The organism is Methanoculleus sp. (assembly GCF_036677455.1).
Classification (GTDB): domain Archaea; phylum Halobacteriota; class Methanomicrobia; order Methanomicrobiales; family Methanoculleaceae; genus Methanoculleus.
In genome coordinates, this window is the sequence record NZ_JAVBWL010000010.1 from 1 (window position 1) to 19170 (window position 19170).

Annotated in this window: 20 protein-coding genes; 5 read left to right on the top strand and 15 right to left on the bottom strand. The window is 62.4% G+C overall.

What is annotated here, in order from left to right; genetic code table 11:
• Window positions 1–218: 218 nt before the first annotated feature.
• Both V6K60_RS03135 and V6K60_RS03140 read right to left on the bottom strand, forming a co-directional pair.
• On the bottom strand, window positions 219–425 hold the full coding sequence (locus V6K60_RS03135) for a helix-turn-helix transcriptional regulator (RefSeq protein ID WP_332449059.1): 207 nt from the start codon (window positions 423–425) through the stop codon (window positions 219–221).
• A 69-nt stretch (window positions 426–494) separates the two neighbouring features.
• On the bottom strand, window positions 495–881 hold the full coding sequence (locus V6K60_RS03140) for a hypothetical protein (protein ID WP_332449060.1): 387 nt from the start codon (window positions 879–881) through the stop codon (window positions 495–497).
• Window positions 882–1172: 291 nt separating this feature from the next.
• On the opposite strand from V6K60_RS03140, the gene V6K60_RS03145 reads away from it, so the two are divergent.
• Complete coding sequence (locus tag V6K60_RS03145; RefSeq protein WP_332449061.1) at window positions 1173–3431, top strand: bifunctional alpha,alpha-trehalose-phosphate synthase (UDP-forming)/trehalose-phosphatase; 2259 nt, start codon at window positions 1173–1175, stop codon at window positions 3429–3431.
• Here V6K60_RS03145 and sepS read toward each other — a convergent pair.
• The 8 genes from sepS to V6K60_RS03185 all read right to left on the bottom strand — a co-directional run bounded on the left by sepS (window position 3409) and on the right by V6K60_RS03185 (window position 11103).
• Entirely contained in the window at window positions 3409–5001 is a 1593-nt protein-coding gene (gene sepS / locus V6K60_RS03150; RefSeq protein ID WP_332449062.1) for an O-phosphoserine--tRNA ligase, read from the bottom strand. The genes V6K60_RS03145 and sepS overlap by 23 nt on opposite strands.
• A complete protein-coding gene (gene twy1 / locus V6K60_RS03155; RefSeq protein ID WP_332449063.1) occupies window positions 4998–5891 on the bottom strand; it encodes a 4-demethylwyosine synthase TYW1 in 894 nt (297 codons plus the stop codon). Before twy1 ends, sepS begins: the two co-directional genes overlap by 4 nt.
• Window positions 5872–7536 (bottom strand): arginine--tRNA ligase, encoded by a 1665-nt coding sequence (argS, locus tag V6K60_RS03160; protein ID WP_332449064.1) that lies wholly within the window; start codon window positions 7534–7536, stop codon window positions 5872–5874. Before argS ends, twy1 begins: the two co-directional genes overlap by 20 nt.
• On the bottom strand, window positions 7536–8813 hold the full coding sequence (gene prf1 / locus V6K60_RS03165) for a peptide chain release factor aRF-1 (protein WP_332449065.1): 1278 nt from the start codon (window positions 8811–8813) through the stop codon (window positions 7536–7538). Before prf1 ends, argS begins: the two co-directional genes overlap by 1 nt.
• Window positions 8814–8932: 119 nt before the next feature.
• Window positions 8933–9427, bottom strand: coding sequence for an NUDIX hydrolase (locus tag V6K60_RS03170; RefSeq protein WP_332449066.1), 495 nt, complete (start codon window positions 9425–9427; stop codon window positions 8933–8935).
• A gap of 2 nt (window positions 9428–9429) precedes the next feature.
• On the bottom strand, window positions 9430–10098 hold the full coding sequence (queC, locus tag V6K60_RS03175; RefSeq protein WP_332449067.1) for a 7-cyano-7-deazaguanine synthase QueC: 669 nt from the start codon (window positions 10096–10098) through the stop codon (window positions 9430–9432).
• Complete coding sequence (locus V6K60_RS03180) at window positions 10095–10703, bottom strand: 7-carboxy-7-deazaguanine synthase QueE (protein WP_332449068.1); 609 nt, start codon at window positions 10701–10703, stop codon at window positions 10095–10097. The genes queC and V6K60_RS03180 overlap by 4 nt, the downstream gene beginning before the upstream one ends.
• On the bottom strand, window positions 10690–11103 hold the full coding sequence (locus tag V6K60_RS03185; RefSeq protein ID WP_332449069.1) for a 6-pyruvoyl trahydropterin synthase family protein: 414 nt from the start codon (window positions 11101–11103) through the stop codon (window positions 10690–10692). The genes V6K60_RS03180 and V6K60_RS03185 overlap by 14 nt, the downstream gene beginning before the upstream one ends.
• 173 nt (window positions 11104–11276) lie before the next feature.
• Here V6K60_RS03185 and V6K60_RS03190 point away from each other — a divergent pair, with 173 nt between their 5' ends.
• From V6K60_RS03190 to V6K60_RS03200, 3 genes are read left to right on the top strand one after another with little or no spacing between them, the layout of a single operon-like run.
• Complete coding sequence (locus V6K60_RS03190; protein ID WP_332449070.1) at window positions 11277–11705, top strand: 30S ribosomal protein S12; 429 nt, start codon at window positions 11277–11279, stop codon at window positions 11703–11705.
• 5 nt (window positions 11706–11710) lie between these two features.
• Window positions 11711–12319 carry a 30S ribosomal protein S7 gene (locus V6K60_RS03195; RefSeq protein ID WP_332449071.1) on the top strand — a complete coding sequence of 203 codons (609 nt, stop codon included), beginning with the start codon at window positions 11711–11713 and terminating at the stop codon, window positions 12317–12319.
• Window positions 12320–12346: 27 nt separating this feature from the next.
• Window positions 12347–14539, top strand: a complete 2193-nt coding sequence (locus V6K60_RS03200; RefSeq protein WP_332449072.1) for an elongation factor EF-2 — start codon at window positions 12347–12349, stop codon at window positions 14537–14539.
• Window positions 14540–14863: 324 nt separating this feature from the next.
• Here the strand turns inward: V6K60_RS03200 and V6K60_RS03205 are convergent, their stop codons facing one another.
• Complete coding sequence (locus tag V6K60_RS03205) at window positions 14864–15352, bottom strand: protease inhibitor I42 family protein (protein WP_332449073.1); 489 nt, start codon at window positions 15350–15352, stop codon at window positions 14864–14866.
• 216 nt (window positions 15353–15568) lie between these two features.
• Between V6K60_RS03205 and V6K60_RS03210 the strand changes: the two genes are divergently transcribed.
• The gene (locus tag V6K60_RS03210; RefSeq protein ID WP_332449074.1) at window positions 15569–16195 is read left to right on the top strand and encodes a hypothetical protein; all 627 of its coding nucleotides are present in this window, start codon (window positions 15569–15571) and stop codon (window positions 16193–16195) included.
• Window positions 16196–16212: 17 nt separating this feature from the next.
• On the opposite strand, the gene V6K60_RS03215 is transcribed toward V6K60_RS03210, so the two are convergent.
• The 4 genes from V6K60_RS03215 to V6K60_RS03230 all read right to left on the bottom strand — a co-directional run bounded on the left by V6K60_RS03215 (window position 16213) and on the right by V6K60_RS03230 (window position 19168).
• Window positions 16213–16791 (bottom strand): class I SAM-dependent methyltransferase, encoded by a 579-nt coding sequence (locus V6K60_RS03215; RefSeq protein ID WP_332449075.1) that lies wholly within the window; start codon window positions 16789–16791, stop codon window positions 16213–16215.
• Window positions 16792–16902: 111 nt separating this feature from the next.
• Window positions 16903–17088: a DUF1059 domain-containing protein gene (locus tag V6K60_RS03220; RefSeq protein WP_332449076.1), complete on the bottom strand. Its 186-nt coding sequence runs from the start codon at window positions 17086–17088 to the stop codon at window positions 16903–16905.
• A gap of 186 nt (window positions 17089–17274) precedes the next feature.
• Window positions 17275–17961 carry an ABC transporter ATP-binding protein gene (locus tag V6K60_RS03225; protein WP_332449077.1) on the bottom strand — a complete coding sequence of 229 codons (687 nt, stop codon included), beginning with the start codon at window positions 17959–17961 and terminating at the stop codon, window positions 17275–17277.
• A gap of 4 nt (window positions 17962–17965) precedes the next feature.
• Window positions 17966–19168, bottom strand: a complete 1203-nt coding sequence (locus tag V6K60_RS03230) for an ABC transporter permease (protein WP_332449078.1) — start codon at window positions 19166–19168, stop codon at window positions 17966–17968.
• Window positions 19169–19170: the final 2 nt, after the last annotated feature.

A 19170-nucleotide genomic window follows, 5' to 3' on the forward strand; every position in this document is an offset into this window, starting at 1 on the left:
TGTAAAATAGAAATGTTCTTAAACTATCACTCCAACCTTAAGAATGCCCCCAATATCTTTTTGCGATTCCTTCGTTGTCCCGTTGCATTGCCAGCGTGAATACTTCCTGCCGCACCCTCTCCTGCGCCCGCTCACCGGTCTGCCCCACGGAGGGCGCCGGGCGCATGCCGGCGAGGAGACCGGGACGGGAGAACCCTTCGAGACCAGAGACAACCCGTTCACGCCAGGTCCTCGTCCTCGAACATGAAGACCTCCTCGATGGTGGAGCCAAGCGCCCGGGCCACCTTATAGGCGAGTTTCAGGGAGGGGTTGTACTTCCCCTTCTCGAGGAAGACGATCGTCTCCCGCCGGACCCCGACCTGCTGCGCCAGCTCCTCCTGGGTGAGCCCTGCCCTCGCCCGGAGCTCCTTGATCCGGGTCTTCATCGTGCCTCCCTTTTACAGGGCCAGTGCCCTTTCACGGCGCTCATCTGCTTCATTCCTGCGCTACCGCCCTCATGCCACGTCCCCCTGCCGGAAGAGGTACCACTGGAAGATGCGGGCAGAGAGCCCCATCAGCAGGATGGTGGCGAGCAGCACGCTCTCGACCGTGAGAGCGAGCACACCGAGGTAGTCCACCCAGAAGAGGACCGCGAGGAAGACAAGGGTGAGGAGCCACGAGTAGGAGATGCCGTATGCCCCGATCTTCTGCGTCCGTTCGTCCTTCTCCGGCTCGTCCCGGAACCTCCAGTGCCGCACGGCGGCCACTGCAAGGATCACGAGCCCGATCGTTACCAGGATCGAGGAGAGCGCTTCTGTTCCGCCAACGAGAAACGGGAGTACGAGCCCCAGGACCCCGATCACCGCTCCCGCCGTCATCTGTATCGCGTATCGTCTCTTCATCACGCCACCTGTTATGTGGATCTAACATTGTGTTAGAAATATATAATATTTTGTGCTGGCAGGGCGGCCTACCTCCTCAAATGCATCATCTTCCTGGATGTCCTGACCGGATCGCTGCGATCGGTCATGCGCGCAATATTCGGTGCCCGCGGACGCCGGGAGAACCGTGGAGAAGGAATGAGTGCCGGGGGCTTGATGTCTGCAGTTTTTTGAGATTTCGTCAAAACCTTAATTTTGGTTGAGAATCCTTGTGATGCAGATCAGTCTATCCGATTGTAAACAGGTCAAACCATGAACAGGTTATTGATAGTATCGAACAGGCTTCCGGTCAACATCTCCAAAGAGAACGGCGAACTCCGCCTGCAACGGAGCGTCGGGGGCCTCGCCACCGGAGTCGGCTCATTCTACAAATCCTGTGAGAGCCTCTGGGTCGGCTGGCCCGGCATAAACCTCCAGAGGAAACAGGATGAGGAGAAAGGACGAATCGTCGAGGCGCTCAGAAAAGAGCAGTGCCACCCGGTCTTCCTCTCCCCCTACGACATCAAGCACTATTACAATGGGTTCTGCAACAACACCCTCTGGCCGCTCCTTCACTACTTCAACCTCTTTGCGGAGTATGACCCGAAGACCTGGCAGGTCTACCAGCGGGTGAACGAGAGGTTCTGTGACGCCGTGATGGAAGTGGCCCGGCCCGGCGACATCATCTGGGTCCACGACTACCATCTGATGCTCCTGCCGCAGATGCTCCGTGAGCGCCTGCCCGATGCGGAGATCGGCTACTTCCACCACATCCCCTTCCCGTCGTTCGAGGTCTTCCGGCACCTGCCCTGGAGGAAAGAGATCCTCTCCGGCCTCCTCGGGGCGGACCTCATCGGCTTTCATACCTACGGCTACGTCCGCCACTTCCTCTCCAGCGTCCAGCGGCTCCTCGGGTATGAGCACACCTTCGGAGAGATCAGGACCGGCACCCGGACGGTGCGGGCCGACCTCTTTCCCATGGGCATCGATTATCACCGGTTCGCCGACGCCGCCGGCAGCACCCCGGTCCAGAGGGAGATCGCCCAGATCCGGCAGAAGTACGGAAAGAGAAAGATCATCCTCTCGTTTGACCGCCTGGACTACACGAAGGGGATACCCCTCCGTCTCGAGGCCTTCGACGCCCTCCTCGAAAAGAAGCCGGAGTACCGGGGACGGGTCTCCCTCGTCCTGGTCGCGGTCCCGTCCCGGACCGACGTCAACAGTTACAAGGCGCTGAAGAAACGGATCGACGAACTTGTCGGCCGTATCAACGGGAAGTACGGGACGACCGACTGGACCCCGGTCCGCTACTTCTACAACTTCCTCCCGTTCGAGACACTGGTGGCGTTCTACAGTGCCGCCGACATTGCCCTGGTGACACCTCTCCGGGACGGCATGAACCTTATGGCAAAAGAGTACGTCGCTACCAGGACCGACGGCACCGGGGTGCTCATCCTCTCCGAGATGGCGGGCGCAGCGGAGGAACTCGGCGAAGCGATCATCGTCAACCCAAACGACCAGGACGCGGTAGTCGAGGCGATCGAGGCGGCGCTTGCCATGCCGGAGAAGGAGCAGATCGAGCGGAACCGGACCATGCAGAAGCGGCTGATGCGCTACGACGTCGAGCGCTGGGTAGGCGACTACCTCACCCGCCTGGGTGATGCCCGGGCGATCCGGGTCGAGCGCTCCGAGCAGGTCGTCACCCCTGCTATCAGGGACAACCTGGTCGCAGACTATGCTGCCGGCAACGATCGGCTCCTCCTCCTCGACTACGACGGCACCCTGGTTCCTTTCGCCGCACAACCGCAGAAGGCGGTGCCCGGCGATGCCACGCGGGAGGTGCTCGAGCGCCTCTCCCGGGCACCTGAGAACGAGGTGGTGCTGATCAGCGGCAGGGATCGGTCTACGCTGGACGCCTGGTTCGGGGCGATGAATATCGGGCTCATCGCCGAGCACGGCGTCTGGGTCAAGGAGCGTTCCGGGGAGTGGCGGATGGCCGAAGCGCTCTCGGACGAGTGGAAAGGGGAGATCTATCCGCTCCTCGAACTCTACACGGACCGGACGCCGGGCTCCTTCGTCGAGGAGAAAGATTACTCCCTCGTCTGGCATTACCGGAGGACCGAGCCGGTGCTCGGCGCACAGCGAGCAAAAGACCTCAAGGACGACCTCCTGCACCTGACGGCGAACCTCAACGTCGGTGTCATGGAGGGGAACCGGGTCATCGAGATCAAGAACACCGTCGTCGACAAAGGGCGGGCGGCGTTGAACTGGGTCTCCCGGCGCGCCTGGGACTTCGTGCTCGCTATTGGGGACGACAGAACCGATGAGGACCTCTTTGCGGTGATGTCCCCCGGCGCCTACTCGATCAAGGTCGGGCTTGCCCCGAGCAAGGCCCGCTTCAACCTGGTCGCCCAGCGTGATGTTATTCCCCTGCTCAAAAAGTGCATCGAGTGCGACACCGAGGAGGAATCAGGGAAAAAAGAGAGGCCGGGGCGAGAGAAAGGCCTCGTTACGTCTGCCGCTCCGGGATGACGGATCGGATCGTCAGGAAGACCGGCCCCCGGAGGTCCACCTTTCTGTTGTGGTCGGTGAGATACCGCATCGCGTACTCCTCGATACGCAGGTTGACGTCGGAAGGGAGCTTCGACATCTTCACCTGGACATGGGCTTCCTCACCGCACCGGGCCGCTTCCTCGATCCGGGCGGCGGCGAGGCTTGCTACCGCGTCGAGGTAGGTGATGCCGGTGGAGACCCCGTCCTTCCTGACCTCCGCCCACTTCTCGGTATCCGGCACCCCGAGCACCGAGCCGTTGTGGACATAGACCTCGTTCGCGCAGGCCGGCCCGCAGAGTTTCGTGTTGGACTCGGGCTCCTCGACGATCACCTCGACCTCTCTCCCTGCGACCTCGCCTTTCCAGGCGGTGAATGCGCACGGGCCCGGGGCGGCGGCGTGCTCGGCGGCCGTGCTCCGGATAGCCTCTGCTATCCGCTTTCCGGTCGCGGAGGCCGGCTCCTCACGGAGGTGGACGGCGCCTGCTATCTCGTGGTCGGAGAGGGCCTGCGGGAAGAACTGGGGATACGTCAACTGGCGGATGTCGTTAGACTGGTAGGCGATCATGGCGAGCCGCTCCACCCCGAGGCCGAGGTTCATCACCGGCACGCCGATCCCGTACTCCGCGAGCGCCGAGGGCGAGTAGATCCCGAAGGTGGCGACCTCCACCCAGCCGAGGACCGGGTGGCGGGCGTAGACCTCCGTCTGGGTCTCGGGCATGTAGTACTTCGACCGTTTCTCGTCGGGCTGGAACCGGAACTCGGTGAACCCGAACGCCGAGAGGAGAGCCTCGCTGACGGCCTTCCCCTCTTCGAGGGTGACGTCCTCTCCTGCGACGACGCAGGAGGCCGAGTGGTAGGCCATCAGGCGGGTGGGGCCCTCCTCCTGCTCCCGGCGGAAGCACCGGTCGATCGAGAAGAGCCGGATCGGAAGGTGGCGTTTCTCCCAGATGGAAGAGAGCGTCAGGAACCAGCCGCTCGTCATGTGGCTCCGGAGGGTGTTGCGCGACGACTCGGGGGCGAGCGCCTTGAACTCGGGGAAGACCGCGTCAAGGATGTGCACCACGGCGGCGTCGTCGGCGTCGAGGACGGCCGCGAGTTCGTGTGTCAGTTCGTCCCCGTCGATCGTCCCCTTCTTGTAGCCGTGGAGGGTCTCGCGGAGTTTCTCCTCGGTGCCGGGTGAGATCTCTCGCCCGAGGATGGCCTCGATCCCCTCGATCTGCTTCCTTGCGATCCCGACGTTCGGGCGGGGCAGGCCGCCGAGGTAGAATACCCGGTCGAGGACTGCCATCGCTTCGGGGCCGAACTGCCGGTAGATGTCGGACTCCTCGACGATCAGGGGGTTCATCGCCTCATCAAACCCCATCGAGAGGTAGGTCTCGCGGAGCCGCTGCGTGATCTCGAAGATCGGGTGCGCCGTAGCCCGGGTGTACTTCAACCGGGGGTATCGACCCGAGACCCCCGGTGGGGTCAGGACCGACGGCCCTTCGTGCCATGCGTGCTCGAAGTCCTCTCTCGCTCTCTTTTTGAACTCTTCCACATCGAATCTCATATCTTCCGCTCCAGACAGACGACCCGGCTTGCCGGGCTCTCGTTCCTGATGAAATAATCGCAGTGCTCCACAATCTTCTCCGCGAACGCCCTGACATCGGAGTGTTCGGGCATCTGGTCCCTCTGCAGTCGATTCCTACTGTATCCCAGATGCATATAACCTTTTACTTCAATGAACCGGGCCCCGGAGTCCTGGTAGAGCGCCGCGTATCCCTCGGGCGCGAAGTCGTTGTAGCCGCGGACCACCGTGGTGCGGATCGCCGACCGGCGGCCTCCAAGTCCGGCGAGGCTCTCGTGAATCCGGTCCCAGTAGTCCCCCTTCGGCCGGCAGAGGGCCAGGTAGGTCTCGCGGTCGGGAGCGTCCAGGGATACGTAGGCCTGGTAGGGTCGGCACCGGACGAGGACGTCCGGGTTGGTGCCGTTCGAGACGAGGAACGTTGTATATCCCTCGCTGTTGAGGCCGTCGACGAGCTCCGGGAGGCGTGAGTAGCAGGTCGGCTCCCCCGAGAGCGATATCGCGACCATCGTGGGGGCAAGGGCCTCAGCGAACCGTTCCGGCGCGACGTAGGGCGAGACCTTGTAGCCCGAGAGCGCCCGCTTCTGGAGGCGCCGGAGGTTTGCGATGATCGCTTCCGGCGGGCACTCCTCCTCTTCCGTCACCTCGTGCTCGAACGACCGCCAGCAGAAGAGGCACTGCTGGTTGCATTTGAGGGTCGGGGTCATCTGGACGCAGCGGTGGCTCTCGATCCCGTAGAACTGCGCCTTGTAGCACATCTCCCCGCCCCTGAGCGCCCGTTTGTTCCACATGCAGGGCTTGACGGCCGCCGACGAGGCAGGGCTGACGAACTGGTAGCCCTGCCTCCGGAGGGCCTTACATGCTTCTGAGTGCATCGATACCGAGGGTCGCGAGGGACTCCTGCAGGGTGTTCCTGACCGCGTCCACAAGCGTGAGGCGGCTGCTCCGGGTCTCGCCCTCGCTCTTTAAGACCGGGTCGTAGTGGTAGAAGGCGTTGAAGAGGTCGGCGAGCTCGCGGGCGTACGCGGCGATGAGGTGCGGGCGAAGTTCCTCCACGGTCTGCTCGATGACGGCCGGGAACCGGGCAAGGTGCCGGGCGAGCGTGATCTCGTGCTCCGTCTCGTAGTGGTACGTCCGCTCGAACTCGCCGGCTTTATCGAGGATGCTGCAGGCGCGGGCGTGAGCGTACTGGATGTAGGGGCCGCTCTGCCGCTCGAAGTCGAGCGCCTCCTTCCAGTCGAAGACCGTGCTCTTCTCCGGGGAGACCTTCACGATGTCGTAACGGATGGCGGCGATGGCGACCGATTTTGCGATCGCGCACCGTTCCTCCTCCGGGAGTTCCGGGCGGCGGACGGTCACCTCCTCGAAGGCCTTTGTGGTCACCTCCTCGATCAACGCGTCTGCCGAGACGAACTTGCCTGCCCGGGTGCTCATCGAGCCTTCGGGGAGGGAGACAAACTCGAAGAAGACGATCTCAGGCGGCTGTTCGCCGAGGAGTGCGAGGGTGGCCCGGAGCTGGGCGCCGATCAGCTTGTGGTCCGCCCCGAGGACGTCGATCATCCGGTCGTAGTTGCGCGCCTTCCAGGTGTGGTAGGCAAGGTCGCGGGTGCTGTAGACCGAGGTGCCGTCGCTCCGCCGGAGGATGTACTTCTTCTCGAACCCCTGCTCGGTGAGGTCGACCCAGAGGGTCTCGTCCTCGTGGGCCTGCGGCAGGCGCCGGACCCGCTCGACGATCCGGTCCACATCGCCGATCCGGATGAAGTCGCTCTCCCAGACGAACCGGTCGTGGTGGGCGTTCAGGGCGGCGAGGGTCGCCCTGATCCCCTCCGCGCAGAGGGAGACGGCCGCCCGGAACTTCCGGACGGTCTCCGCGTCGCCGCGCTCCACCTTCTGCATGAGGTGATCGATCTCTTTTGTGATCTCAGGATTCTTCTCGATCGCCCGGTTCGCCGCGATGTAGACCCTGGCAACGTAGTGGTCCTCCTTCTCGCCCTCCTCGCGGGAGAGACCGAGGTGGTCGAACCCCCAGGAGACGATGGCGATCTGGCGGCCCATATCATTGAGATAATACTGCACCTCGAGCGCGTGCCCGGCCTTCCTGAACGCCCGGGCGAGCGTATCCCCGATGACGGTGTTCCTGATGTGGCCGACGTGGAGAGGGCCGTTCGGGTTCGCGCTCGTGTGTTCGAGCACGACCCGCCCGGAGCGGCGCTGGAGGGCCCCGTAGCCGGGTTCAAGGGCTTCCCTCACCGCCTCTGCGAGGAGTGACGGCCCGAACCGGAAGTTGATGTAGGGCCCTGCAGCCTCGACCTGGATATCCCCGAGGTCGGGGTTTGCCGAGAGTTCCCCGGCGAGCTCGGCGGCTATCTTCTGGGGTGGGCGCTTCTGCTGTTTTGCGAGTTTAAACGCTACTGTCGAGGCGAGATCGGCGTGATCCCCCCCCTTCGCGAGGAGGACGTCCTCCTCACCGGTGCATGCACGGAGCATGCGCTCAATCTGGTGGTACTTCTCCTGGAACATCAGTATCCGGTCCTGTAACGCAGGATTGCTGCGATCCCGCCGAATGCGTTGTAGAGCATCGAACCTTCTTCAAAGTCGTCCGATATGATCTTGACCGTCGCGCTGCTCTGGTCCGCGAGCACGGTCAGTTCGTCGATGATATCGGTCTCTTCGGCCACGTAGAGCGTGGCTCCGTCGTTCGGGCAGGTGCCGAGGTCAAGGTCCTTGATGTGTCTGCCCGGCTCGAGGCTGACCGTCCGCTCCTCGGTGTAGTCGCTGTTCGGACAGGCAAGTTTCAGCCGGGCTCGCCGGAGTTTGTCCGAGAGGAGGAGGGTGTCGACGGCGCCGAGCTCCAGGTTCTTCCGGACGCTCTCCTCACCGTAAGAAGACGCCCCATCGTCCTTCACCAGTTCCTGGAGGAACCGGTTCATCACGTTCTTCTCCTTGATGATATCAAGGCCTTTCAAGGCGTCTGAAGCGTTCTCGACGAGCTCGGCGAGTCCGGACTCGTTCGTGTAGGAGACATCGAAGAGCCCGATGATCCGTTTCTGCAGCTCGTGATGGAGGAATTCGCCTGCCTCGAACTCCTCCTTCGTCGGGGTCGGGCCGCCGATCAGCACCCCCTTGAACCGCTCGAAGAAGTCCTTCTCGGCAAGGAAGATGTCGCTCGCCCGGTCGCCGATCTTCTTGTAAAACTCGTTGATGGCGATCAGCCGCAACCGCTGGAAACGGACGCTTGACTGTCCGCCCTTCCGCTGCTTGCCGGGGACCGTCGAGGTGACGCCGTGGACCGGCTCGATCCGGTTACCCCGCAGGAAGCCGATGTAGGCCTCCCGCCGGTCGAGGACGATCAGGCCGTAGACCTCCTTCTCCCCGAGCATCTGCTGCAACGGTTCGAGTTCGAACGAAGAACTGCACCGGTACATGTAGGTGTTGAGGGGCTCGGGCGGTTCGATGATCTCGCAGTTAAGGTCGGTGCGGTCGCCGCCGATGTTGATCGTGCCGCAGAAGACCGCCATGCCGTTCTCCGGCGGGCGCTTATAGTATTTCAGGCGGGAGAGGATGGAAGATATGGCGCTCTGGACGTTCGTCCGGGTCTGTTTGCTCTTGATGTTGGCACACTGCCCGAACTCGTCGCGGAGCTGGGCGGTCACGTCGTATATCTGTTTATCCGGAGGTATATAGAGGGTGATCAGCTCGGTACCGCTCCCTTCCTTCTCCGCAAGCCGTTCAAGCATCTTTTTAAATTCATAGCGCTTTCGCGGCGTATCCATCTCTTGCGTTTGTGTCTCTTCCATTAGGGTTCACCGGGCTTGCCAAAGGTTGTTCATATATCGAAGCTACTATGTGTTTCTCCGGGGAAGGCATAAATATGCGCACACCCGGCGCGCTCCCTCCGCGCGCGTTTTGCGGTCCCTCACTCGAGGCAGCGGCAGGCGAGGCAGATCGTCTTTGCATCGACGATCCGTCCGTCCTCGATCATCGCCCGCAGTTCCGTGATCGGGACGCGAACGACCTCGATCACCTCGTCGTCGTCCATCCCATAATCCGAGCAGGGAGAGAGCCCCTCCGCGAGATACAGCCAGATCCGCTCGTCGGTGTACCCGGGTGAAGGGTAGATCCAGCCTCTGGGAACGAAGGTCGCCGCCTTCATCCCGGTCTCCTCGATCAGCTCGCGGTACGCGGTCTCGTGCGGTTCCTCGCCCTCGTCGATGGTGCCCGCCGGCGCCTCGAAGATGTAGTCGTCGATAGCGAAGCGGTACTGCTTGATGAGGTAGCAGTCGTCTCCCTCGACCGGGAGGATCGCGACCGCTCCGCCGGGGTGGATGATCACCCGCTCCTTCTTCTGCCCGCCCGGGAGGGTGATCTCCCTCTTCTCGACGGTGAGCCGTTTGCCCCTGTAGATCTCCATGGTTACCTCTCGTAGTCTATCGGGTCTTCCATCCCGAGGGCGCGGAAGGCCTCTCTCCTGTAGTGGCAGGATGAGCAGACCCCGCATGCCCGGTCGTTCTTCTGGTAGCAGGACCAGGTCTTCTCGTAGGGGACGCCGAGGGAGAGGCCCGTCCTGACGATCTCCACCTTCGACATCCGGACGAAGGGGGTCATCAGGGTGATCCGCGGGTCTGCCGCCGTGCCGAGGTCGACCGCCCGCTGGAAGGCCTCGATGAACTCCGGCCGGCAGTCGGGATACCCCGGGTAGTCTCCGGTCTGGACGCCGATGAAGATCGCCTCCGCGTGCCGGGCCTCCGCGAGACTGGTCGCGATGGCGAGGAGGTTTGCGTTCCGGAAGGGGACGTAGGTGCCCGGCACCTTCTCCTCCTCGCCGACATACGCCTCGACCGGGATCTTCTCGTCCGTCAGGCTCGAGGCCCCGATCTTCTTGAAGTGTTCGAGGCTGATCTCGACGAACTCCTGTGCGTCAAGCATCCCGGCAACGTTCCGGGCGCATGCGCGCTCCTTCTCCTCGGTCCTCTGGCCGTAAGTGAAGTGGAGCGCGATGATATCGTAGCCCATATCCTTTGCGACGTAGGCGAGCGTGGTGGAGTCCATGCCGCCCGAGAGGAGGCAGACCGCTCGCTTCATTTTACCCCCAGGATCTTGTGCAGCTGGAGTTGAAACCTCACCGGGAGGTTCTCCTCGACGATATAGTCCGCGATGGCGCGGTAGTCGGACCCTTCCACCGGCGAGAAGAAGACCTCGCCCCGGATCTTGTACCGGGCCATCACCGCCCGGGCGTAGAGGAGGTCGTCCTCGTCCGCCACCACGAACTTGGCGCAGTCACGCTGGCTGATGAACGGGAGGAGCCGGAGATCGCTCCTCTCCCCCGACGAGGGGCACTTGACGTCCATGCAGATGGTGGCGTAAGGTTGCATCTCCCGGAAGTCCCGGGTGCCGTTCGTCTCGATCTCGACTGTGTAACCGTGAAGGCTGAATTTCTTGAGGAGCTCGAGGACCTCCTCCCGCTGCAGGAGCGGCTCCCCGCCGGTGATGCAGATATGTCTCCCGTTCAGGAGCCAGACCTGGTCGAGGACCTCGATGACGCTCATCTCCTCTCCGCCTTCCCGGGCGTAGTCGGTGTCGCACCAGGCGCACCGGAGGTTGCACCCGGTGAGCCTGACAAACGTGCAGGGCCGCCCCTGGTTCAACCCCTCCCCCTGAAGGCTCCGGAAGATCTCACTGACGATCATAGGTGCGCTCAGCGTAACAGGTCGTCGACTCCCAGACCCGGATCTTTGCCACCCGGGCGTCGCGGCCCTGTCGTGCGGCTTCGGCGTCGATCATCTCTGCGATGAGGCTGGCAAGGAGTTCGCTCGTCGGGTCGCCCTCGGTGGTGACAACCGGGTGGAACGCCTCGATGCATGCCGCCATGGGGTCGTCCGCGTTCAGGATCACCTGGTGGTCGAACTGCCCGACGACCTCTTTGATGCAGTTGTAGTCAAGGACGATCCCGGTGCGCTCATCGGCAGTACCCTCGATCCAGACCTCTACCCGCCACTGGTGACCGTGCAGCCGGAAACACTTCCCCTGATAGTGAATCAGGCGATGGGTTGCCTCGAAAAAAACCTCCTTGTATATCCGGGTTCTCATCCATGAAGGTTGCTCGTCAGGATATAATATTATATCAGCTCCCGATCAAATAGTTAAGGCGAAAGATCGGCGCGCGGACGGGTTCCACAATATATAAATCCGGAACGCGCGTTGTTTTATAGCACACCAGGAGTTGCTCCTATCTACAAATTCAACCGATACGAGGGTATTCGATGGGAAATGGTAAATTTGCAGCCCGAAAACTGAAGCGCGTCGCAAAAGCCAACAGGTGGCACGACACCGTCTACGTGCGGCGCGAGCTCGGGCTCGATGTGAAATCCGACCCCCTTGAGGGAGCACCGCAGGGCCGCGGGATCGTTCTCGAGAAGGTGGGTGTCGAGGCAAAGCAGCCGAACTCTGCTATCCGCAAGTGCGTCCGCGTGCAGTTGATCAAGAACGGTCGTCAGGTGACTGCGTTCGCCGTCGGCGACGGTGCTATCAACTTCATCGACGAGCACGATGAGGTCGAGATCGAGGGCATCGGCGGCAGACTGGGCCGGTCGATGGGTGATATCCCCGGGGTCCGGTTCGTCGTGACCAAGGTGAACAACGTCAGCCTGAATGAAATGGTCATCGGGCGCAAGGAGAAGCCGCGGAGGTAAGTGGTATGGTAGAAGCAGAAGCAGGGACCACGCAGCCGGCAGAGGCAGGGATGCCACAACTCCTCTTTAACCGCTGGGACATGAGCGAAGTGGAGATCCAGGATCCAAGTCTTGCCCGGTACGTGAACCTGCACACAATGATCGTGCCGCACTCCTGCGGCAAGCTCGTCGGCCAGCAGTTCAACAAGAGCAACATGCTGATCGTCGAGCGCCTGATCAACAAACTGATGCAGAACGAGAAGAACACCGGCAAGAAAGAACTCACCATCCGCATCGTCCGGGAGGCCTTCGAGATCGTCAACAAGAAGACCAAGAAGAACCCGGTCCAGGTGCTGGTGGACGCAGTCGCGAACACCGGGCCCCGTGAGGAGACCGTCCGGCTGAAGTACGGTGGCATCAACGTCCCGAAGTCGGTCGATACCGCACCCCAGCGCCGTGTCGACACTGCGCTCCGGTTCATCACCGCCGGTGTCCTCCAGGCGAGCCACAAGAAGAAGAAGACCGTGAGCGAGGCGCTTGCCGAGGAACTGATTGCCGCAGCAAACGGCGACACCCGCTCCTATGCAGTTTCAAAGAAAGAAGAAAGAGAGCGTATCGCAAAAGCTGCCCGCTAACCCCCCTATTATTTTTCGGTGTAATTCATGACCAGACGAAAGAAGATGGTAGAGCGGGTGACGGAGCTGATGGACAAGCCGGAGCATATCCGGAACATCGGTATCGTCGCCCACATCGATCACGGAAAGACAACACTCTCGGACAACCTGCTTGCAGGAGCAGGGATGATCAGCGAGGAGCTTGCAGGCAAGCAGCTCTTCATGGACTCGGATGAGGAAGAACAGGCACGCGGTATCACCATCGATGCGAGCAACGTCTCGATGGTCCACGAGTACGGCGGCGAGGAGTACCTCATCAACATGATCGACACCCCCGGCCACGTGGACTTCGGTGGCGACGTGACCCGCGCCATGCGTGCGGTAGACGGCGCCGTCGTCGTGGTGGACGCGGTCGAGGGGACCATGCCCCAGACGGAGACGGTGCTGCGACAGGCCTTGAAGGAGGGTGTCCGCCCGGTTCTCTTCGTCAACAAGGTGGACCGGCTGATCAACGAGCTGAAGGTGGACGAGCAGGAGATGCAGATCCGCCTCGCGAAGGTGATCGACAAGGTCAACAAGCTGATCAAGGGCATGAACGAGAAGATGTACAACGAGGGCTGGAAGCTCGATGCCGCGAAGGGCACCGTCGCCTTCGGTTCCGCGCTCTACAACTGGGCCGTCTCGGTCCCCTTCATGAAGAGCAGCGGGGTCTCGTTCAAGGATGTCTATGAGAAGTGCAACTCCGGCGACATGAAGTGGCTGGCAAAGAACAGCCCCCTGCACGCCGTCCTCCTCGACATGGTGGTCAAGCACCTGCCGAATCCACTTCAGGCCCAGGACCGCCGTATCCACATCATCTGGCACGGCGATTACAACGCCCCCGAAGGGAAGGCGATGATCAACTGCGACCCGAACGGACCTGTCTGTATGATGGTCACCGACATCTCGTTCGATCCGCATGCGGGCGAGGTCGCCACCGGCCGTCTCTTCTCGGGGACGCTCCGCCGGGGTACCGAGTGCTACATCATGGGTGCGGCAAAGCGCGCGAACCGCCTTGCCCAGGTCGGCGTCTTTATGGGTGCCGAGCGGATTGAGGTGGACGAACTGGCCGCCGGCAACATCGCCGCCGTGACGGGCTTAAAGGATGCCATCGTCGGTTCGACCGTCACGTCGCTGATCGATATGACTCCGTTCGAGTCGCTGAAGCACTACTCCGAGCCGGTTATGACCGTCGCCGTCGAGGCGAAGAGCATGAAGGACCTCCCGAAACTCGTCGAGGTTCTCCGGCAGGTGGCGAAGGAAGACCCGACGGTGCAGGTCTCGATCAACGAGGAGACCGGCGAACACCTGATCAGCGGCATGGGCGAGCTGCACCTCGAGATCATCACCGGCCGTATCAAGCGCGACAAGGGCGTCGACATCCTCACCTCCCCGCCGATCGTCGTCTACCGCGAGACGATCACGGGCAGCGCAGGCCCGGTCGAAGGGAAGTCGCCGAACCGCCACAACCGGTTCTATATCGAACTCGAGCCGATGGACCCGGCGATCGTGAAGCTGATCCTTGACGGCGAGATCTCGATGAACCAGCAGGCGGTCGAGCGGCGTGATGCCCTCGTTGCTGCCGGTATGGATAAGGACGAGGCCAAGAACGTCAGGGCGATCGAAGGGACCAACATGTTCATCGACATGACGAAGGGTATCCAGTACCTCAACGAGACGATGGAACTGGTCCTCGACGGCTGGCGTGAGGCACTCCGCGGCGGTCCGCTCGCCGACGAGCTGGTCCAGAACCTGAAGATCCGGCTGGTGGACGTGAAACTCCACGAAGATGCCATCCACCGTGGCCCTGCCCAGGTCATCCCGGCAGTCAGGAGCGCCGTCAAGGCAGGCCTCCTGATGGGCGGCGACTCGCTTCTTGAGCCTCTCCAGAAGATCCAGATCACGGTCCCGAGCGACCAGATGGGCGCGGCGACCTCGCAGATCCAGGGTCGGCGCGGTCAGGTCTTCGATATGCTGAGCGAGGGCGACACCATGACGATCGTCGGCCGGGCACCGGTCGCCGAGCTCTTCGGGTTTGCCGGAGATGTCCGGTCCGCCACGGAAGGGCGCGCGATGTGGAGCACCGAGTTCGCCGGGTTCGAACTGGTTCCCTCCGGTATCGTGAACGACGTGGTCAAGGCCATCCGCAAGCGCAAGGGTCTGAAGGAACAGATCCCGCGCCCGGACGACTACCTGGCGTAATCACCTCCCCGATACCCTCCCTTTTTCTTTTTCCCCGGCGAGCAGATGCTCCCGGCTGACGATACAGAAACGCACGGTGCCGAAGGTCCTGCAGCGAGGGGTTGTGGAGAGGACCCCTCGTATCCGGGACAGCCTCGCAGCATGCCCCACCTGGTCTCCGTCACAGGAGGAACGGTGGCTGGGTTGGTTCGAGGGTTACGAAGGTCAACAGCGGGAAGGCTCCCGGCGGCAGCCGAAACGCCCATCACGCTGCCAGGAACCGGTCTTCCTCCGAAACGGGTCGTGTGCAACGGTCCGGGAGCGGCTGGAAAAAGAGGGTGAGGGTTACTCGATAATGAACGCCATCGAGAACGAGGTCTCGTTCCCGGTCACGTTCTCCCAGGGCCGGGCGTAGATAGCGGAGAACTCGCCGTTCCCCTTTTCGGCGGCGATGTACTCCCAGACGTGCACGCCGGGAGCGCCCACGAGTTCAGTCTGCGGCGCACTGTGCGTGTCATTCACGTACTGAAGTCCTTCGGATGAGGTGACGTTCCACTCGTATCCCGTCGTCGGGTTCTCGGCGAGGCTGATCGTGATGTTGCTCCCGGCCGGGACGGTGGCGGTCGTGTTGTCGGCAGTCTCGTTGTAGGCGTACGCCGTTGCCGTGGGCGTGGCGGTTGCATTTGCCGCCGGAGCGGTCGTGGTCTCCACCGGGGTGGGGGTTGTGGTCGCGTTTCCCTGTTCTACCGGCTGCGACGTGCAACCGGCACCGAGCATACACAGGGCAAGGAGCCCTGCAATCAGGACGGTATAGAGACTTTTTCTCTGAACCATGCGGTAAGGTAGTTTAGAATTGTTAAATAGTTTTCTTAAACCTCCCGGGAGGCGCCCGCCGGGCCCGGGTGTATTCAGCCCCGTTCCGGATCAGCCGTCGTGGAAGAGATACATGGTCAGCCCAAAGCGCGTGCGGAGCATTCTCACTGACCCGTATCGACAAATAACAAATTATAAATATTTTTCTTTCCATCAAAGAGACCTGAGGGCATTATTGTGAAAATCCTCCTTTCTAAAACGATCTTCCCGGTGCTTCTCCTTGTGCTCGGGATCTGCCTGCTTGCCGCAGGCTGCACATCGGCGCCGTCGGATACGACCCCCGAGACCACCTACGGGACCTCTGCAACCGGCACCGCCGTGGCCACGACGACCCCTGCTGCCGGCACCGCAGTCTCCGGGGCCGCAGCAGGAAGCGTATCCGCGGTTCCGTTTGCGACCCTGATGGCATACCTCCCCGGCGCACCGGCGGGCTGGACCGCAGGCGAACCCGCGGGGGCCACCTGGACCGTCGAGGAGACAGAGTGGACCTGGGCATCCCGTGAGTACACAAAGGGCGACGCCGTAGCGACGGTCCTGCTCCAGGACTCGGCCTACTACGACGTGGGCTACTGGGAGTCCTGGGACTCGATGGTCTCGTTCGAGTCGACCGAGGGCTACTACAAGCAGGGGAAGACCGGCGGCTACCCGTCCTGGGAGTACTTCTCCAAGCCTGCGTCTTACGGCACCTGGGTCGGCGTGAACGACCGGTTCATGGTCTACGTCAGCGTCGAGGACGGCACGAAGCAGGACCTCGATCTCTTCGTGAACGCCGTCAACTACGGCAGCCTCGCGAACCTGAAGTAACCCCAAAACCCTTCTTTTTACTGTTCCGGCACGGCCGTGATGATGTAGTGGTACGGCCCGGACTCCGCTACCCCCGTCACCCGGAGCCCCGCCTCCGTCATCAGCGACGCCGCGTGCTCCGTGTTGAACTTCTTTGCGGTAGGCGGGCCGAGGGGGAGGGTTTCCTTCTTCCAGTCAAGGTTGACGATCCGCCCCTCCGGGGCTGCCATCCGCCTCGCATTGGCGAGCACCCGGACCGGGTCGGCGAAGTCGTGGAGGGCGATCCCGAAGAAGACGACGTCTGCACAGCCCTCGCAGAGGAGAAGGTCCTCGGCCGCCCCATGGTGGAGGACGAGATTGTCGAGCCCCTCTGCGAAAGCCTTCTCCTGGAGGAGGTCGAGAGCCTCCGCGTCGATGTCGATCCCGCAGACGCGGCCGTGTGGCCCGATCATCCGCGCCGCCGGGAGCGCGAAGAACCCGTCCCCGCACCCGACGTCGACGAAGATCTCCCCCGGGCGAAGCCCTATCCCCTCAAGGACGGATTCGGGATGCTGCCAGCGCCGGCGGGCGGCCTCATCCTCCGGCGTGTGTCGCGAGGAGTGCCCATGATACACCATGCCGATCCCGGTTGCGTTCCTCAGGGATGAACCTGCCGTTCCCCGACCGCGAGTCTTCGGACGACCCCGGCGAGGCGGCCGAAAAGAGATTTTCCTGGCGCACAGCGCCCTTCACTTCATCGCCTTCCGGATCTTCTCCTGCACTTCAGACTGCTCCGGGTTCATCTGGTGGGCGGTCTGGACATGCCCCTCGACCCGCTTCATCAGCTCGTTCTCGTTCTCCGCCTTCTCCTCAAACTCGCACGCAAGGCCGAGATCCTTGCACCTGAATGTCTTCTGTTCCTGCACGTTTCTCACCGGCCGGGTTGTATATGGGGTGTTATATAAAATTGTATCGTGGCCCTTTTCCAACATGTCCCCATGGCCGGGCGCAGCCGGTCCCGGGGGCCCGCCGCCGTTTGCCGCATGTGGCGCAGGGCCGCACAGGAGCCCGGCCCCTCTGGCCGGTGCTGATCGCCAATAGGTTGCAGGAGCAGATCCCCATCACGCCTTCCTGCACTCCGTCACATTCTCGACCAGTCCGTCCCGCAGGGTGACGACCCGGCAGAAGTACTCCTTATGCCAGTCCTCGTGCGAGACCATCAGGATCGTCTGGCCCAGGTCCTCGTTTAAGCGGGCAAAGAGATCGAGGATGCTCCTTGAGGTCTGGCTGTCCAGGTTCGCGCAGGGCTCGTCGGCGAGCAGGATGCTCGGGTTGTTCACGAGTGCCCGCGCTATCGCCACGCGCTGCTGCTCCCCGCCCGAGAGCTCGCTCTGCCGGTGGTCCATTCGGTCGCCGAGACCGACCCGGGAGAGGATCTCGGTGCTCTTTTCGAGGTACTCCTCCTTTTGGTCCCCACGAACAAGCGACGTCAGGTAGACGTTCTCGAGTGCCGTGAGCTCCCCGATGAGCGCATAGTCCTGGAAGACGTAGCCGAGCCGGTTCAGCCGGAAGAGGGTCCGCCGGTTGTCGGAGAGGGCGAGGACGTCGGTTCCGTCGATCGTGACCCTGCCGGAGTCAGGCCGGTCGAGAAGCCCGAGAATGTGGAGGAGCGTCGATTTGCCGCTGCCGCTCGCCCCCATGATCCCGACGAACTCTCCCCGGGCGACGGAGAGGGAGACTCCCCCGAGGGCGCGGACTTCCACCCTGCCCATCGTGTAGACCCGGGTGAGGTTTTCTGCAACGATCATTCATTCACCCCCTGATTGCGGAGAGGATATCCTCCCGGGCGATCTGCCACGCCGGGATGTACCCCGCCACCACCGAGACCACAAAGAGACTTGCGATGCTGCGGAGGATGGCCGACACCTCCACGACCGGGTAGACCGGGCCGCCGGGGAAGACGAGCGGGTAGGCGGTCAGGTAGGTCGTCACGCCGGCGTTCAGCAGTATCCCGGCCAGTGCTCCGAGGGCGGCGATGAAGAGCACCTGGAGGACGTAGGAGTTGATGATGATCTGCTGGTCGATCCCGATCGCCTTCAGGATCCCGATCTGCCGCCGCCGGTTCACGGTGTTGATGAAGATCACGATGAAGACCACCACGACGGCGATGATGAGGCTGACGAGCGTGGAGATGGCGTTGATGATGTTGAAACTCTGGACCGCCTGGTCGACGAACCCCCCGGACTTCTCCTGGAACGTCCGGATCTCCTCCTGGATGCCGTAGGAGAGGAGTTCCCTCTTGTAATCCTCCTCCCTGCCGTTCACCTCGGTCTTCACCAGGATCACGGACGCCTGGTTCTGGAGGCCGAGCACCTCATTCATCTCGCTCTGGGTGACGAAGGCTGCCGTATCGACGCCGAAGGACTGGGTCTTGAAGATCCCCTTCACCCGGTAGGTTCGCGTCTCGCCGTTCGGGTAGGCCACCTCCACCCGGTCGCCGACCCTGACCCCCTGGAGCGAGGGGAGGCCGCCTGCCTCCTCTCCTTCGGTCCCCGCAAGGGTCGCACCCATGATGATCGCATCGATATCCCCGTTCGAGAGGAACTCTCCATCGGTCATGTAGTCGGCGATTCTCGTCACCGAGCGCTCGTCCTCCGGGGTTATGCCGTAGAGGGTGCTTGCGGCGTTCCTGCCCTTGTAGAAGTAGGTCACCCCGGCGGCCGTCCTCGGGGACGTGCCGGTGATTCCCGGCACCCGTTCGACCTTCTTCTGGAGACCGGTCGCGTCATCGATGTACTGGCTGCCCTCCCGGGGTTCGATGACCAGGTTTCCGGTGTCGAAGTCGATCGACTGGGTATTGAACGTCTCGACGACCCCGGAGATGATGGAGGGGAGGAAGACCAGGTTCACGAAGATGAGGGCGATAATCATGATGGTGAGGGCGAGCGTCCCCTTGCTCCCGCGCTGGATGGCCTTCCACGCCAGGAACGCGGAGACCCGGAGACCTGAAAACACAG

Bases quoted from the DNA above. Each gene is read 5' to 3' on its own strand.
- V6K60_RS03170 (WP_332449066.1), bottom strand. From the start codon at position 9,427: ATGGAGATCTACAGGGGCAAACGGCTCACCGTCGAGAAGAGGGAGATC.
- V6K60_RS03180 (WP_332449068.1), bottom strand. From the start codon at position 10,703: ATGATCGTCAGTGAGATCTTCCGGAGCCTTCAGGGGGAGGGGTTGAAC.
- V6K60_RS03185 (WP_332449069.1), bottom strand. From the start codon at position 11,103: ATGAGAACCCGGATATACAAGGAGGTTTTTTTCGAGGCAACCCATCGC.
- V6K60_RS03205 (WP_332449073.1), bottom strand. From the start codon at position 15,352: ATGGTTCAGAGAAAAAGTCTCTATACCGTCCTGATTGCAGGGCTCCTT.
- V6K60_RS03225 (WP_332449077.1), bottom strand. From the start codon at position 17,961: ATGATCGTTGCAGAAAACCTCACCCGGGTCTACACGATGGGCAGGGTG.
- queC (WP_332449067.1), bottom strand. From the start codon at position 10,098: ATGAAGCGAGCGGTCTGCCTCCTCTCGGGCGGCATGGACTCCACCACG.
- V6K60_RS03200 (WP_332449072.1), top strand. From the start codon at position 12,347: ATGACCAGACGAAAGAAGATGGTAGAGCGGGTGACGGAGCTGATGGAC.
- argS (WP_332449064.1), bottom strand. From the start codon at position 7,536: ATGTTCCAGGAGAAGTACCACCAGATTGAGCGCATGCTCCGTGCATGC.
- V6K60_RS03135 (WP_332449059.1), bottom strand. From the start codon at position 425: ATGAAGACCCGGATCAAGGAGCTCCGGGCGAGGGCAGGGCTCACCCAG.
- V6K60_RS03140 (WP_332449060.1), bottom strand. From the start codon at position 881: ATGAAGAGACGATACGCGATACAGATGACGGCGGGAGCGGTGATCGGG.
- prf1 (WP_332449065.1), bottom strand. From the start codon at position 8,813: ATGGAAGAGACACAAACGCAAGAGATGGATACGCCGCGAAAGCGCTAT.
- sepS (WP_332449062.1), bottom strand. From the start codon at position 5,001: ATGAGATTCGATGTGGAAGAGTTCAAAAAGAGAGCGAGAGAGGACTTC.
- V6K60_RS03215 (WP_332449075.1), bottom strand. From the start codon at position 16,791: ATGGTGTATCATGGGCACTCCTCGCGACACACGCCGGAGGATGAGGCC.
- V6K60_RS03195 (WP_332449071.1), top strand. From the start codon at position 11,711: ATGGTAGAAGCAGAAGCAGGGACCACGCAGCCGGCAGAGGCAGGGATG.
- V6K60_RS03145 (WP_332449061.1), top strand. From the start codon at position 1,173: ATGAACAGGTTATTGATAGTATCGAACAGGCTTCCGGTCAACATCTCC.
- twy1 (WP_332449063.1), bottom strand. From the start codon at position 5,891: ATGCACTCAGAAGCATGTAAGGCCCTCCGGAGGCAGGGCTACCAGTTC.
- V6K60_RS03190 (WP_332449070.1), top strand. From the start codon at position 11,277: ATGGGAAATGGTAAATTTGCAGCCCGAAAACTGAAGCGCGTCGCAAAA.